The 14,453-nt window shown below is 69.9% G+C and carries 9 protein-coding genes, 1 tRNA gene and 1 pseudogene; 3 read left to right on the top strand and 8 right to left on the bottom strand.

Annotated elements, in window-relative coordinates:
• Positions 1-12: 12 nt before the first annotated feature.
• A pseudogene (locus tag DVK05_RS15020) lies at positions 13-3,991 on the bottom strand (ATPase, T2SS/T4P/T4SS family).
• Positions 3,992-4,098: 107 nt separating this feature from the next.
• On the opposite strand from DVK05_RS15020, the gene DVK05_RS15015 reads away from it, so the two are divergent.
• Entirely contained in the window at positions 4,099-4,797 is a 699-nt protein-coding gene (locus DVK05_RS15015) for a DUF1405 domain-containing protein (RefSeq protein WP_121564644.1), read from the top strand.
• 49 nt (positions 4,798-4,846) lie between these two features.
• Positions 4,847-5,161, top strand: a complete 315-nt coding sequence (locus DVK05_RS15010) for a nucleoside triphosphate pyrophosphohydrolase (RefSeq protein ID WP_121564642.1) — start codon at positions 4,847-4,849, stop codon at positions 5,159-5,161.
• Positions 5,162-5,368: 207 nt separating this feature from the next.
• Here the strand turns inward: DVK05_RS15010 and DVK05_RS15005 are convergent.
• The 3 genes from DVK05_RS15005 to DVK05_RS14995 all read right to left on the bottom strand — a co-directional run bounded on the left by DVK05_RS15005 (position 5,369) and on the right by DVK05_RS14995 (position 6,796).
• Positions 5,369-5,441 (bottom strand) — tRNA-Arg (locus tag DVK05_RS15005).
• 52 nt (positions 5,442-5,493) lie between these two features.
• Positions 5,494-5,769, bottom strand: a complete 276-nt coding sequence (locus tag DVK05_RS15000; protein ID WP_121564640.1) for a twin-arginine translocase TatA/TatE family subunit — start codon at positions 5,767-5,769, stop codon at positions 5,494-5,496.
• 154 nt (positions 5,770-5,923) lie between these two features.
• A complete protein-coding gene (locus tag DVK05_RS14995) occupies positions 5,924-6,796 on the bottom strand; it encodes a hypothetical protein (RefSeq protein WP_233559439.1) in 873 nt (290 codons plus the stop codon).
• Between the two features lie 197 nt (positions 6,797-6,993).
• Here DVK05_RS14995 and DVK05_RS14990 point away from each other — a divergent pair, with 197 nt between their 5' ends.
• On the top strand, positions 6,994-7,464 hold the full coding sequence (locus DVK05_RS14990; RefSeq protein ID WP_121564636.1) for a redoxin domain-containing protein: 471 nt from the start codon (positions 6,994-6,996) through the stop codon (positions 7,462-7,464).
• 33 nt (positions 7,465-7,497) lie between these two features.
• Here DVK05_RS14990 and DVK05_RS14985 read toward each other — a convergent pair whose 3' ends face one another.
• From DVK05_RS14985 to gyrB, 4 genes are all read right to left on the bottom strand, one after another.
• The gene (locus DVK05_RS14985; protein WP_121564634.1) at positions 7,498-9,525 is read right to left on the bottom strand and encodes an AMP-binding protein; all 2,028 of its coding nucleotides are present in this window, start codon (positions 9,523-9,525) and stop codon (positions 7,498-7,500) included.
• Positions 9,526-9,572: 47 nt separating this feature from the next.
• Complete coding sequence (locus DVK05_RS14980; RefSeq protein ID WP_121564632.1) at positions 9,573-9,950, bottom strand: hypothetical protein; 378 nt, start codon at positions 9,948-9,950, stop codon at positions 9,573-9,575.
• Between the two features lie 82 nt (positions 9,951-10,032).
• Entirely contained in the window at positions 10,033-12,534 is a 2,502-nt protein-coding gene (gyrA, locus tag DVK05_RS14975; RefSeq protein WP_121564630.1) for a DNA gyrase subunit A, read from the bottom strand.
• The gene (gyrB, locus tag DVK05_RS14970) at positions 12,531-14,447 is read right to left on the bottom strand and encodes a DNA topoisomerase (ATP-hydrolyzing) subunit B (protein ID WP_121564629.1); all 1,917 of its coding nucleotides are present in this window, start codon (positions 14,445-14,447) and stop codon (positions 12,531-12,533) included. The genes gyrA and gyrB overlap by 4 nt, the downstream gene beginning before the upstream one ends.
• Positions 14,448-14,453: the final 6 nt, after the last annotated feature.

The following is a 14,453-nucleotide window of genomic DNA, read 5'->3' as shown; positions in this document are numbered from 1 at the left end:
AGGAACACGGCGTCACCCGTCCTCCGCGGGCTCGACGGCGTCGAACCCCCATTCGTCGATGTCGTCGCCCGTTCCGTCGTCGGCCTCGTCGGGGTCGTCCCCCTGCTCGGTCTCGTCGGCATCCGCCGCTTCAGCCGCTGCGTCTGCCGCGTCAGGCTCGTCCGGCGTGTCCGACTCCCCCGGCTCGTCTGCCGCGTCCACCGCGTTCGGCTTGTTCGGCGCGTCCATCTCGTCCGTGTCGAACGCCTCGCCGTCGTCGGCCTCCGCGGAGGGCTCGCCCTCCACGGGCTCTGCGGCGCTGAACCCCTCGCTCACGTCGGGTGACGCGTCGGCGTCGCCCCTGCCGGCGTCGGGCGGGGCGCCGGGCTCGGAGGGGCCCGCGGGCGAGGAGAGCACGTCGACGCCCTCGTCGAACGGCTCGCCGAAGTCGATCCCGTCGAGGTCGCCCGAGCCGTCGCCGGCCGCCTCGGAGACGCCCTCGAAGTCGCCGTGCGCGGGGTCCGGCGACGGCGTCCCCGAGGGGGCCGCGTCTTCCGGTTCCGCGGGCGTCCCGTCGGCATCGGCGTCGTCGGCGTCGTCCGCGTCGGTCGCGCCGGGCGCCGGCTCCGGACCGGCCGGCTCGTCGTACGCCGCGTCCGCCTCGCGGGCCGCCTCCGCGAGGGCCTCGTGGTCGCTCGCCGGGGCGGCCTCCACGTCGCCCGCGTGGTTCATCTCCAGGAGGGCGTCGGCGACGGAGTCGGGGACCTGCCCGCGGTACGTCTCGAAGAGGTCCTCGGCGGCGTCGAGTATCTCGGCGGCCTCCGCCTCGCCGTCAGCGTCCGGCGTCGGGCGCGGGACGAGCGCCTCCTTCTCGCGGTCGACGTTGATCAGGACCGACTCCATCTCGCGGAGGTCCTCCAGCGAGCGCTCCAGCTCCTCGTTGGCCATCAGCGCGAGCACCGTCTCCGGGTCGTTGATGAACGCCTGGAACGTCGCCGCCACCTGCGCGTAGCTGTTGAGGCCGCGGTCGATGAGGTACGCCAGGACGACCCGCCGCTTCCGCAGCTCCTCGTCGAGGGTCGCCCGGCTCCAGCCGCGGTCGAACATGATGTCTTCGAGCGTGTTCGAGTCGCCCATCTGGAGGAACTCGTCCGTCTCCGCCTGCCACTGGAACACGTCTTGGACGTTGATCTCGTCGTTCTCGGCGTCGTAGTGGTTGATCTCGGTGATCGACTTGTTCCGGCGCACCTTCTTGCCCTGAACGCGGGTCGAGGTCTGGATCGAGACCAGATCGAGCGCGGTGAACATCGTCTTCGAGACGTTGATCGGGTCGGTGGTGAACCGCTTGAGCACCTCGCCGACGGAGTCGGCGTGGAACGTGGTGTAGGTGGTGTGACCGGTCGACATGACCTGGAACGCCGTCCGCCCCTCCTCGCCGCGGATCTCGCCCATGACGATGTAGTCGGGGCGCTGGCGGAGCGCGGCCTCCAGCAGGTCGAACTCGTCGATGTCGCCCTTGTCGTCGTCCGAGAACGAGGGGCGCGTGACGGAGGCGATCCAGTTGCGCTGCGGGAGCTCGACCTCGCGGGTGTCCTCGATGGAGACGATCTTCGCGTTCGAGGGGATGAAAAGCGAGACCGCGTTCAGGCTCGTCGTCTTCCCGGAGGCGGTGCCGCCGGCGAAGATCAGGCTCTTGTGGTTCTCGATGGAGAGCCAGAGGAACGCCATCTCGTCGAGCGAGAACGTTCCAGTTGATGAGGTCGATCGGGGTGAAGGGGACGTCGTTGAACTGTCGGATCGTGTAGTTGGTCCCGTGGTCGGACACCTCGCGGCCGAGGGTGAGCTGCGCGCGCGAGCCGTCCGGGAGCGTGGCGTCGACCTGCGGCCGGCGCTTCGAGATGCCCTTCCCGGAGCGCTGCGCGAGCTTCACGACGAAGTCGTCGAGCTCGTCGGTGCCGTGGTAGACGTTGGTGATGATCTGCTCGTACTCGGAGTGATAGACGAAGACGGGGGAGTTGTACCCGTCACAGGAGATGTCCTCGACGTTGATGTCGTACTTGATCGGGTCGATCCGCTCGTAGCCGACGAAGTCGCGCTTCAGGTAGTACAGGAGCTTCTCGACCTGGTGAGCGGACAGCGTGCGGGCGTCCTCCGCGAGCACCGCGGGCTCGGGGCGGGCGCTGATCTCCGGCGGGTCGTCGGGCTCCTCGGTCGGCGGCTCGTACCCGAGCGACTCCGCGATCCGCCCGGCGATCCCCTCCGTCGGGTCGATGCCGAAGCGGTCGACCAGCGTGTCGGCGATGCCCCGCTCGTCCTCCTCGTCCTCGTAGAGCCCGTAGCGGTCGAGGAGCGTGCGCGCCTCCTCGACGATCACCTCCTCGCGGAACGCCTCGTCGCCGCCCGCGATCGACTCGTCTGCGTACTTGATCGAGGTCCGGAGCTTCCCGGTGAGGAACTCCGTGAGGTCCGTCTCAATCTCGGTGCGGTACGGCTGGACGGCGTAGTACTTCGCCTCGTTCTCCTTCCGCGACCGGAAGACGATGACGAACGCGTACGGCTTGTTCACCCAGTAGCGCTCCTCCTCCCGGAAGTGGGTCTTCTTCTGCATCGGGACCGCCTTCTCCAGGTCGTACCGGTTCGTCAGCGTGGTGTGGCCCTCGTCGGTCGAGAAGAACGCGTCCTCGTCGACCTCCGGGTTCACGTCCACGGTCCGCTCGTCGACGAGGTCGGCGAGCTCGGCCGCGGCGCTCCCGCCGGCGCCGAGCAGCTCCTCGGTGCAGTCCGGGTCGAACCCGAGTGCCTCCGTCTTGTCCTCGTGGGTGAACTCCAGCGGCACCGGCTCGCCCTCCTCGTTCTCCTCGGTCGGCGGGTTCCCGTCCTCGTCTAAGAAGAACTCCTCGCGGTAGTTCTCCCACGTGTAGTACCCCTTCAACACCGGGACCGAGTACGGGTCGTAGCGGGCCGCGCACATGTCCCAGAGGACGTCGCCGACCGCGGCGGCCGCGCGGAACCGGTAGTCGGTCTCGCTCGGGTCGAACCCCAGCAGCGTCGCCGGGTCGAACTCGACCCGGTCCCACTCGTCGGAGGTCAGCGCGCGAGAGGGGACCGACTCGACGCCGTCGCCGGGCGCGACGACGAGCCCCGAGACGCCCTCCCGACCGACCGGACGGTCGAAGACCGTCTCGGGGCCGGTATCGGCGGGTTCGGTCGCCCCGGAGTCGGACCCTTCGCCGGCGTCCTCGTCTCGGTCAGCAGCCGGGGCGTCGCTCTCCTCGGCGTCGCTTCCCGGGGCGTCTTCCGCTTCTCCTGAGTCCGTCGCATCCGTGTCGTCGTCGGCCTCGTCCGCGTCGTCGGCCTCGTCTGTATCGCCCGCCTCGTCCGCGTCGTCAGGCTCGTCCGTCCCCTCACCTGTCTCGCCGCCGCCGTCCGCGGTGTCGTCCTCGCGCTCGCCGGTCTCTACGGGAGCGGGCGTCGGCGGTGCCGCCACCCGCTCGCCGGTCGGCACGACGGCGGCGCCGCTCAGGACCACGGCGTCCGGGCCCACCACGAGCGTGCCCCGCTCCGGGGTGCCGTGCCCGGGCACCTCGGTCTCGCCGTCCGCCTCGAACGGCTCGTCGACGCCCGCCGCGCGGAGCACGTCGCTCGCACCGTTCGGGAGGTGGAGCGCGACGGCGTCCGCCGGAACCGCCGGGGCGTCCGGCACGTCGGCGTAGACGCGCTTCGCGGCCGCCTCGTGTCCCCGGTCCGTCAGCAGCGACCGCCACGTGTACCGATCGGTGACGACCGGGGATCCCGGGCTCGTCTCCTCCCGCTCGGCGTCCTCCGGGCGGTCGAGCGATCCCTCTCGCAGATCGCCGGGGTCCGCCCGCGGCGCCGACTCGACCTCGCCCCCGTCCGCTTCGGTCGGGTCCGCGTCCGGGTCCGTCGCGTCGGACTCGGCCGCGTCGGACGCCGATCGATCGCCCTGGGGGGCGGATCGGTGGGCGGACCGCTCGGCGTCCTCGTTGGCCATAATCGCGAGAACGGCGCGTCCGTTGAAAAAGGTGTCTCGCTAAACACCGTGATTGATAATCGTCGGCGACGGGCGGATTTTAGGCCTCCGCGCTCCGAGCGGGTAGCGTGTCCCGCGCCGAACGGCTCCGACGGCTTCGACGGCTCCGCCGCCCGGCGGTCAGGCGGCGCGTCCGGGCGGCGATAGCGGCGGAGCTGCTCGGGAGCCCGCGGAGCCTCGCCGTCGTCTGCGCGTTCACCGCGTTCATGCTCGCGGTGGGGGTCGCGTACTACGCGCCGACTGCGGGCGAGGTGCCGGTCCCCCTCTGGCCGCTGTACGCGGACTCGGCGGTCGCGGTCGCGCTCGGCGGCGCCGTCCTCGCGAGCCTCGTCGCGACCGTTCGGCGCGGCGGCGACGTCACTGCGGACGCCCCGGCGTCGCGGCCGCTGGCGTACCTCCACACGCTCGCGTTCGTCTGGTTGGTCACGTTCGGCCTCTGGCCGCTGGTCTCGCTGAACCTCGCGTTCGGCGAGTACGTCGCCGCGCCCGACGCCTGGATCTACTACTGGGGCGTGATCGGCACGCACCTGCTGTTCGTGGGGCTCGCGCTGCTGTTCCCGGCGTTCGGCCGCACGACGCGCGGCGCGCTCGCGACGGCGCTGGCGCTCGGCGTCGCGAACGTCGTCCTCGACTACGGGTTCGGCTATCACCCGCCGCTCCTGTACGAGCCCGGCCCGCTGCTGGCGGCCGCGACGCTGGCCATCGCGGTCGGAGCGGTCGCGCTCGCGGCGCGGTCCTTCCCGCGGCTGGACGAGGACGCGGGCTGAAGAGCGGGACGGACCGGAACGTCAAATAAGCGGACACCGATCGGCCGACATGGCCGAGGAATACGACAAACTGGTCCGAGACGAGATCCCGGATATCATCGAGGCGGACGGCGGGCGGGCGCAGACGCACGTCGCCGGCGAGGACGAGTACGCGGACCGGCTCGCCGCGAAGCTGGCCGAGGAGACCGCAGAGTACCGGGAGAGCCGCGACCCACGGGAACTGGCGGACGTGCTGGAGGTGGTCCACGCGCTCCGCGAACTGAACGGGCTCACCCCCGAGGAACTGGCGGAACTACGGGCGGAGAAAGCCGAGGAACGGGGGCGGTTCGACGAACGGATCGTCCTCGAACGGGTCGAGGAGTAGTCGTACGCAATGGATTACCGGCGGGCGCGGCGCGACGGGATTCGAATTCGATAGCGAGACTCACCTCGTTCGTCTCGCGTGGTTCGGATCCGCGGCCCGCTACTGCGCACTTCGTTCGCAGGTAGCAGGCGCGGCGGGATCCACGCGAGCGAACGCAGTGAGCGAGCGTGGAGCCAGTCGCGCCCGTGACTGAGCGAAGCGAAGTCACGGGCGCGACGGGATTCGAACCCGCGATCGAGAGGTTAGGAACCTCTCGCCCTGTCCGCTAGGCCACGCGCCCAGAACGGGTGGAGAAAACGGTACGGCGGGGATCGGTCGGCGTCGGGGCCGGCTTACGCGCTCGTTTCCTTCTCGGTCTCGGTCTCCAGCTCGTCGAGGTCGTCGTCCTCGTCGTCGAGCGTCGAGTCCGCGCTCTTGCCCTCTTGCATGTCTTTCAGCTCCTCTTCGACCTGTTCGCGGCCCTTCTTGAACTCACCCATCGCCTGGCCGGTCGACCGAGCGAGCTTCGGGATCTTGTTCGCCCCGAACAGCAGGACCAGGACGAGCAGGATTATGAGGAGTTCCGGCCCCGCCGGAATGCCGCCGATCAGTGGAATCGCACTTGTCATCTCTGTCTCGCTGTAGCCCTGTGTCGATTATAGTCTTTTTGCCTCGTCGGGTCGTCGCACGGCGCCTCGCACGGTGCGACGGGCCGTGCGGAGGGCGTCGTCGCTCGGGCGTCGATCGGCCGGCAAACGGTCGTCAGCACGCGAACGGACCGAGTCAGTCGGCGCGCGCGAGTTGCGCGAAGTACCAGTCGCCGTCGTAGCGGACGAGCGGGGCGACGCCGTCGCCCGTCGAGACGGCGTCGACGACGGCCGCGAACTGATCGGAGAGCGGCGGGGCCTCCGCGTACTCGGAGTCGATCGCCGCGTCGAGGACCGCGCGCTGGTCCCCGGTCGGGTCGTCGAGCGAGCGGCCGCGCTCCTCGCCGACCGCCTCGCGGAAGCCGCGCTGCGACGAGGCGACGCGGTCGGCGCGGACGGCGACGGTCCGCACCTCGACCGACCGCTCCTCCTCGAACGAAAACCGGATGAGTTCGCCGTCCCACGCGACCCGCTGGCCGTCGTTCTCGGGGACGAAACGGGAGCGCTCGCGCCGCTCGGCGGACAGGTACGCGAAGGTGACCCCGAACGGCGGGTAGTGCGGCGCGTGGACGAGCGACGCGTCGCCGAGCGCGTCGAGGACGGCGTCGCGGTCGTGGGCCGGCAGGTCGGCGAACGACGTGCTCTGCGGGGGACCAAGGAGGAACGAATCGAGGGCGTCGACCGCCACCGTGTACGCGTAGCCCGGCACCGAGGCGGATCGGACCGTCTCCGTCGCGATCCGGTAGTACTCGGGGTCGTCGGTGACGACGTACGGCGCCGAGATATCGGGGCCGTAGTACCCGTCGACCGTGCCTTCCTCGCCGTCGATCGCGGTCCTGACGGCGGCCCGTCCCGCGTGGCCGACGGCGTCGACCGGGGTGCTGAACTCGTTCGAGACGCCGACCGGCGAGGCCTCGTCGAGTCGCAGCACCGTCCGCGAGCGGCCGTCGTCCGGGGAGCCGTCCCTGAGACAGCCGGACAACCCGGTCAGCGATGCGGTCGCGGTCATCAGCGCCACCTGTCGGCGGGAGGGGCCGCGTGGAGGGCGGGGCATCGGCGGCACTTCGGCGGCGCACTTGATTCCGTCCCCGACCGCGGAACGCGTTGCCCGGGCTGCCGACTGGAGACAGGCAGGCGGGGAGTCCGGGACTCCGGTGTGGGTTCCGCCGTCGAAACGGTGATACGCCCGGCCGACGAGGTCCCGGTATGCCAGACGTCGGCGACGACGCCCCAGACTTCACCGGATCGCTCGTGGACGGCGACATCGCGCCGTTCGAACTCTCGGACCACCTCGGCGACGAACCGGTCGTCCTCGCCTTCTTCCCGGCGGCCTTCTCGAACACCTGTACCGACGAGATGGAGGCGCTCCGCGACGGGTTCGACCGCGACGACTGTACGCTGTTCGGCGTGAGCACCGACCTCCCGCACGCGCTCGGCGCGTACCGGGCCCAGTACGACCTCCCGTTCGCGCTGGTCGGCGACCCCGACCACCGCGCGATCGAGGCGTACGACGTGATCGAGGACTTCGAGCACTACGGCGTCGAGACGGTCGCGCAGCGCGCCGTGTTCGTGATCGACGCGGACGGGACCGTGACGTACCGCTGGCTCGCGGACAACGCCGGCCAGGAGCCGGACTACGAGGAGCTGGCCGCGGCGGTGGCGGACGCGAGCGCCTGACGGGCGCGACGCCCGGGTCGGCGCGGGCCTCGCTCAGGCCGGATCGCGGAGCGAGTCGAGCGCCTCGGGGTTCTCCATCGAGGAGAGGTCTCCTGGGTCCTCGCCGACGTACACCGACTCGATCGCGCGGCGGATGATCTTCCCCGACTGCGTCTTCGGGAAGGCCTCGACGAACAGCAGCTCGCGCGGCCGGAACGGCTTGCCGTGCTCGTCGCCCACCAGCGCGCGGAGCTCCTCCCGGAGGTCGTCGCTCGGGTCGACGCCCGGTTCGAGCACGACGTACGCGACGACCGCGGTGCCGGTGGTGTCGTCGGGGACGCCGACCGCCGCCGCCTGGTTGACGGCGTCGTGGTCGATGAGGACGCCCTCTATCTCGGCCGGACCCACCTTCCGGCCCGCGACGTTCAGAGCGTCGTCGGCGCGCCCGTGGAGGAACCAGAAGCCGTCCGCGTCCTTCTGCGCGAAGTCGCCGTGGTCCCACAGGTCGGGCCACGTCGACCAGTACTCCTCGAGGTAGCGCTCGTCGCCCGACCACAGCGACTTCGTCATCGAGGGGCAGGAGTCGCGCGCGACGAGGTAGCCGCGCTCGCCCGACTCTTTCACCGACTCGCCGGTCTCGTCGACGATGTCGATGTCCATCCCGAGCCCGGGGCCGCCGAGCGTACAGGGCTTCAGCGGCTGGTTCGGCATCGGCATGAGGAAGCAGCCGCAGATCTCCGTGCCGCCGGAGATGTTGATTATCGGGCACTCGCCGCCGCCGACGGCGTCGTGGAACCAGCGCCACGACTCGGGGTCCCACGGCTCGCCGGTGGAGCCCAAGATCCGGAGCGAGGAGAGGTCGTGGCCCTCGACCCACTCGTCGCCGTGCTTGCGGAGCGCGCGGATCGCGGTCGGCGAGATGCCGAACTGCGTGATCGAATGCCGGTCGATCATCTCCCAGAAGCGGTCCGGCTCGGGGTGGTCCGGCGCGCCCTCGTACATCACCACCGTCCCGCCGAACGCGTGGTTGCCGATCAGCGTCCACGGGCCCATCATCCAGCCGATGTCGGAGACCCAGAAGAACCGGTCCGCGGGCTTCTGGTCGAAGCCGAAGTGGATCTCCTTCGCGCACTGCGTGAGGACGCCGGCGTGGGTGTGGACGATCCCCTTCGGGGTCCCCGTCGTCCCCGAGGAGTACAACAGCATGGACTCCTGGTCGCTCGGCAGCCGCTTCGTCTCGTACGTCGCCGGCTGCGAGCCGACCGCCTCGTCCCAGGTGCGATCGCGGCCGTCGGTCCACGGGACGGGATCGCCGTCGGTTCCCCCCTCCTCGTCGCCGGCCGGCGTCGCCCCCAGCCTGTCGTACACGACCACCTCCTCGACCTGTCCGGCGTCGGCGATCGCGTCGTCCGCGGTCCCCTTCAGCCGGACCTCGTCGCCCCGGCGGTAGAACCCGTCGCCGGTGAAAAGCACCGCGGGCTCCGCGTCGTCGATCCGCGTCGCGGTCGCCTCGCGGCCGAACCCGGAGAAGATCGGGACGGCGACCGCGCCGACCTTCAGGCAGCCGTAGAGGATCGAGACGACCTCGGGCACCATCGGCATGTAGAGGCCGACCGTGTCGCCGGTCTCGATCCCGGCCTCCGTCAGGTAGTTCGCCACGCGGTCGCTCTGCCGGCGGAGCTCGTGGAACGTGACCTCGCGGACGTCGCCCGGCTCGCCCTCCCAGATCAGCGAGACGCGGTTGCGGTTCGGCGAGTCGACCGCGGCGTGGCGGTCGACGACGTTGTGCGCGACGTTGATCTCCCCGCCGGGGTACCAGTCGGAGAACTGCGGCCCCTCGGCGTCGTCGCGAACGGCGTCGTAGTCGGCGTAGAAGTCGATGTCGAGGTAGTCGACGATCTCGTCCCAGAACCAGTCGACGCCCGACTCGGGCTCGCCCGCGACCTCGGAGGTGGTGCGTTCGACGAGCGCCTCGTAGTCGTCGATCCCGTACTCCCGCATGAACGCGGCGACGTTCGTCGACTCGGCGAACGCCTCGCTCGGTTCGTGTACGACCTCGTCTATCCCCTCGTACTCGTCCATCTCGCCCGGTGATTTTCGCGGCGACAGTAAGTAACTTTCCTGAAGGACTACCGCGGCTCGGCGCACTCGCCCGCGACCTCGACGGCCTCGGCGTCGACCGCGACGCGACCGTCGTACAGGGCGCAGGTGCCCGCGTCCCACGCGAGTCCGCCCTCCCAGTCGGAACCGGTCACCGCGGCCTCGTGTCGGCCCGCCGCGCCCACGGTGACCTCGAACGCGCGGGCGACGCCCGGCTCCACGCGGTCGGACTCCTCGGCGTAGGTCGACCCGTCGTCGCCCGTGACGACCACGTCCACGTCCACGGGAGCGTCGCCGTCGTTGCGGACCGTGAGGTCGAGTCGGCTCGGCTCGGGGTCGCCGAGACAGCCGGCCGCCGCGCCGGCCAGCGCGCCGGCGCTCGCGGCGAGGAGGCTCCGTCGTTCCATGGCGACCGGTCGTCGGGGCGGGACTTCAACCCCGCACACCGCGGGGGGTGAGTCCGCGAAGAGAAAGTCGGCGTCCGGTCGGCTACTCGTCGTCGCTCTCGCCGTCGTCGTCAGCCTCGTCGTCCGCGGCCGCGTGGACCGACTCGGGGACGATGTCGACGGAGGCGACCTCGTCGTCGGGGTCGAGGTTCATCACGATGACGCCCTTCGTGTTGCGGCTCACCGTCGATATCTCCTCGACGCGGGTCCGCATGATCTGTCCGGCGGCGCTCATCGCGATCAGGTGGTCGCCGTGGGTGACCGCCTCGATGGCGACGACCTCGCCGTTGCGGTCGCCGGTCTTGATGTCGACGAGGCCCTTCCCGTTCCGGGACTGCGGGCGGTACTCGTCGAGGTCGGATCGCTTCCCGTAGCCGTTCTCCGTGACGGTGAGCACCCAGTTGTGGTACTCGTCGTCGATGGCGGCGACGCCCGCGACGGCGTCGCCCTCGCGGAGGTCCATGCCGATCACGCCGCGGGCCGTCCGGCCCATCGCGCGGGCGTCCGACTCGTCGAAGCGGATCGCCATCCCGTCGCGGCTCCCGATGACGATGTCGCGCTCCCCGTCGGTCACCTCGACGTCGACCAGCTCGTCGCCGTCCTCCAGCCGGATCGCGCGAATTCCGGTCGACCGGATGTTGCCGAACTCCTCGACGGCGGTCCGCTTGATGTAGCCGTCGCGGGTGACCATCGTGAGGAACTCGTCGTCGTCCAAGTCCTCCGTGTTGACCACCGACTCGATCTCCTCGCCGTCGTCCAGATCGAGGAGGTTGACCGCGGACTTCCCGCGGGCCGTGCGGGACATCTCCGGGATCTCGTAGGTCTTCAGCTCGTAGATCTGGCCGTGGTTCGTGAAGACGAGCAGGTAGTCGTGGGAGTTGGCCGCGAACACCGAGGAGACGCGGTCGCCCTCCTTGAGCCCGGTGCCGATGATCCCCTTGCCGCCGCGGTTCTGCGCGCGGAACTCGTCGAGGGGCATCCGCTTGATGTAGTCGTCCTCGCTCATCACGACGACCTGCTCTTCTTCCGGAATCAGGTCCTCGTGGGTCACGTCGCCCGCGTCCTCGATGAAGCTCGTGCGGCGCTCGTCGTCGTACTCGGCCTTGATCGCCTGCAGCTCGTCGACGATCACCTGGTCGAGCTCGTCGGGGTCCGAGAGGATGGTCTCCAGCCGCTCGATCCGGGCCTTGACCTCCTCGTACTCCTCCTCGATCTCGGCCGTCTCCATCGAGGTGAGCGAGCCGAGCTGCATCCGGACGATGTGGGCCGCCTGCGCCTCGGTGAAGTCGAACGCGGACTCCAGCGCGGCCTTCGCGGCGTCGCGGTCGTCGGAGTCCTGGATCGTCTCGACGACGCTGTCGACGTTGTCGAGCGCCTTCAGGCGCCCTTCGAGGATGTGCGCGCGGTCCTCGCGCTCGGCGAGCTCGTGCTCGGAGCGGCGGCGCACGACCTCGCGCCGGTGGTCGACGTAGTGTTCGAGCGTCTGCTTGAGGTCGAGCACCTGCGGCGAGCCGTCGACCAAGGCGAGGTTGATGACGCCGAACGTGCGTTCGAGGTGGCTCTCTAACAGCTGGTTTTTCACCACGTCCGCCATCGCGTCGCGCTTCAGCTCGACGACGATCCGGATCCCGTCGCGGTCGGACTCGTCGCGGAGGTCGCGGATCCCCTCGATGGCGCCCTCGTTGACGTCCTCGGCGATGCGCTCGACCAGGCGCGACTTGTTCTGCTGGAAGGGGAGCTCGCTGATGACGATCCGGCCCTCCTCCTCGTCGACCTCGAACTCCGCGCGGACGCGGATCCGGCCGCGACCGGTCTTGTACGCCTTGTGGACCGCGTTCCGCCCGACGATGTTCGCGCCGGTCGGGAAGTCCGGCCCCTTGACGTGTTCCATCAGGTCCTCGACGCTCGCGTCCGGGGTCTCGATCAGCTCGACGGTGGCGTCGACCACCTCGCCGAGGTTGTGCGGCGGGATGTTCGTCGACATCCCGACGGCGATGCCCGACGAGCCGTTGACGAGCAGGTTCGGGAACGCGGCCGGGAGCACCTCGGGCTCTTCGAGGCGGTCGTCGTAGTTCGCCTGGAAGTCGACGGTGTCGCGCTCGATGTCCGCCATGAGCTCCTCGGCGATGGGGGACATCCGGGCCTCCGTGTACCGCATCGCGGCCGGCGGGTCGCCGTCGACCGAGCCGAAGTTCCCCTGCCCGTCGACGAGCGGGTAGCGCATCGAGAAGTCCTGGGCCATCCGCGCGAGCGTGTCGTAGATGGCGCTGTCGCCGTGCGGGTGGTAATCGCCCATCGTCTCGCCGACGACGGAGGAGGACTTGCGGTGCGCGGAGTTGCTCGTCACGCCCGCCTCGTTCATCGCGAAGAGGATCCGGCGGTGGACGGGCTTGAGCCCGTCGCGCACGTCGGGGAGCGCCCGTCCCGCGATGACGGACATCGCGTAGTCGATGTACGACTGCTCCATCTCGTCTTCGATCCGCGCGTTCGTCACCTGCGCGGCGCGTACGTCGCCGGGGTCGGCGTCTGGCGTCTCCGAGCTCATATGTCCACCCACTCCGCCTCGGTCGCGTGCTCCTTGATGAACTGCTTGCGCGGCTCGACCGCGTCACCCATCAGCACGTTGAACATCCGGTCCGCCGCGGCCGCGTCGTCGATGGTGATCCGCTTGAGCCGGCGGTTCTCCGGGTCCATCGTGGTGTCCCACAGCTGGTCGGGGTTCATCTCGCCGAGCCCCTTGAACCGCTGGACCTGCGTCGGGTTGCCGTCGCACTCCTCCTCGACGATGCGGTCGCGCTCGGCCTCCGTCATCGCGTCGTACGTGTTCCCGCGGTAGCGGACGCGGTACAGCGGCGGCTGGGCCGCGTACACGTAGCCGGCTTCGAGTAGGGGCTTCATGTGGCGGTACAAAAGCGTCAACAGCAGCGTCCGGATGTGAGCGCCGTCGACGTCGGCGTCCGTCATCAGGATGATCTTGTTGTACCGGACGTCGTCGATGTCGAACTCCTCGCCGATGCCCGCGCCGATCGCGGTGATCAGCGCGCGGATCTCGTCGTTCTCCAGAATGCGGTCGAGGCGGTGCTTCTCGACGTTGAGGATCTTCCCTTTCAGCGGGAGGATCGCCTGGTTCTCGCGGTTGCGGCCCTGCTTCGCGGAGCCGCCCGCGGAGTCGCCCTCGACCACGAACAGCTCCGCCTCCTCCGGGTCGCGGGTCTGACAGTCGGCGAGCTTGCCGGGTAAGGCGGTGGACTCGAGCGCCGACTTCCGGCGGGTGAGCTCCTCGGCCTTCTTCGCGGCCTTCCGGGCGCGCGCGGCCTCGGCGGCCTTGTGGACGACCTTCTCGGCGGTGTCCGGGTTCTCCTCGAAGAAGGTGCCGAGCTTCTCGTGGGTCGCGGACTCGACGACGCCGCGCACCTCGCTGTTGCCGAGCTTCGTCTTCGTCTGCCCCTCGAACTGCGGGTCGGGGTGTTTCACCGAGACGACCGCGGTGAGGCCCTCGCGCACGTCCTCCCCCTTGAGGTTCGCGTCGAGGTCGTCGACGAGCCCGTGCTCGTTGGCGTAGTCGTTGACCGTCCGCGTGAGCGCGGTCTTGAAGCCGGTGAGGTGGGTGCCGCCCTCGCGGGTGTTGATGTTGTTCGCGAACGCGTGGACGGAGCCCTGGAGCTCCTCGGTCGCCTGCATCGCGACCTCGACGTGGACGCCGTCGGTCTCGTCCTCGAAGTAGATGACCTCCTCGTGGATCGGCGAGCGCGTCTCGTTGAGGTACGCGACGAACTCGCGGATCCCGCCGTCGTACTTGAACGTCTCCGCGGTGTCGTCGCGGTCGTCGACGAGTCGGATCTCGACGCCGGAGTTGAGGAAGGCGAGCTCGCGGAGCCGGTTCGCGAGCGTCGACGTCTGGAACTCGGTCGTCTCGAATATCTCCGCGTCCGGCCAGAATCGGATCTCCGTCCCGGTCGACTCGTCGCTGTCCATGTCGCGGACGCGCTCGAAGCCGTCCTCGGCGGGCTCGCCCCCGGCGAACCGGTGCCGGAAGACGCCGCCGTCGCGCTTGACCTCGACCTCCAGGCGCTCGGAGAGCGCGTTGACGACGCTGACGCCGACGCCGTGGAGCCCGCCCGAGACCTGGTACGACTTGGAGTCGAACTTCCCGCCGGCGTGGAGGACGGTCAGGATGACCTCCAGCGCGGGCCGGTCGTACTCCTCGTGCGTGTCGACCGGGATCCCGCGCCCGTCGTCGCTGACGGAGACGGAGCCGTCCTCGTGGATCCGCACCTCGATCTCCTCGCAGTACCCCGCGAGTGCCTCGTCGATGGAGTTGTCGACGACCTCGTAGACGAGGTGGTGGAGCCCTCGACCGTCCGTGGACCCGATGTACATCGCCGGTCGCTTACGGACGGCCTGTAGGCCCTCGAGGACCTGGATTTGGCCGGCTCCGTATTCACTCTGCTCTGACATAGGAAC

This window comes from Halorubrum sp. Atlit-8R (genome assembly GCF_003666025.1).
Lineage (GTDB): Archaea > Halobacteriota > Halobacteria > Halobacteriales > Haloferacaceae > Halorubrum > Halorubrum salinarum.
Note: the sequence above shows the minus strand (reverse complement) of the source record. Positions and strands in the feature narration are given on the sequence as shown.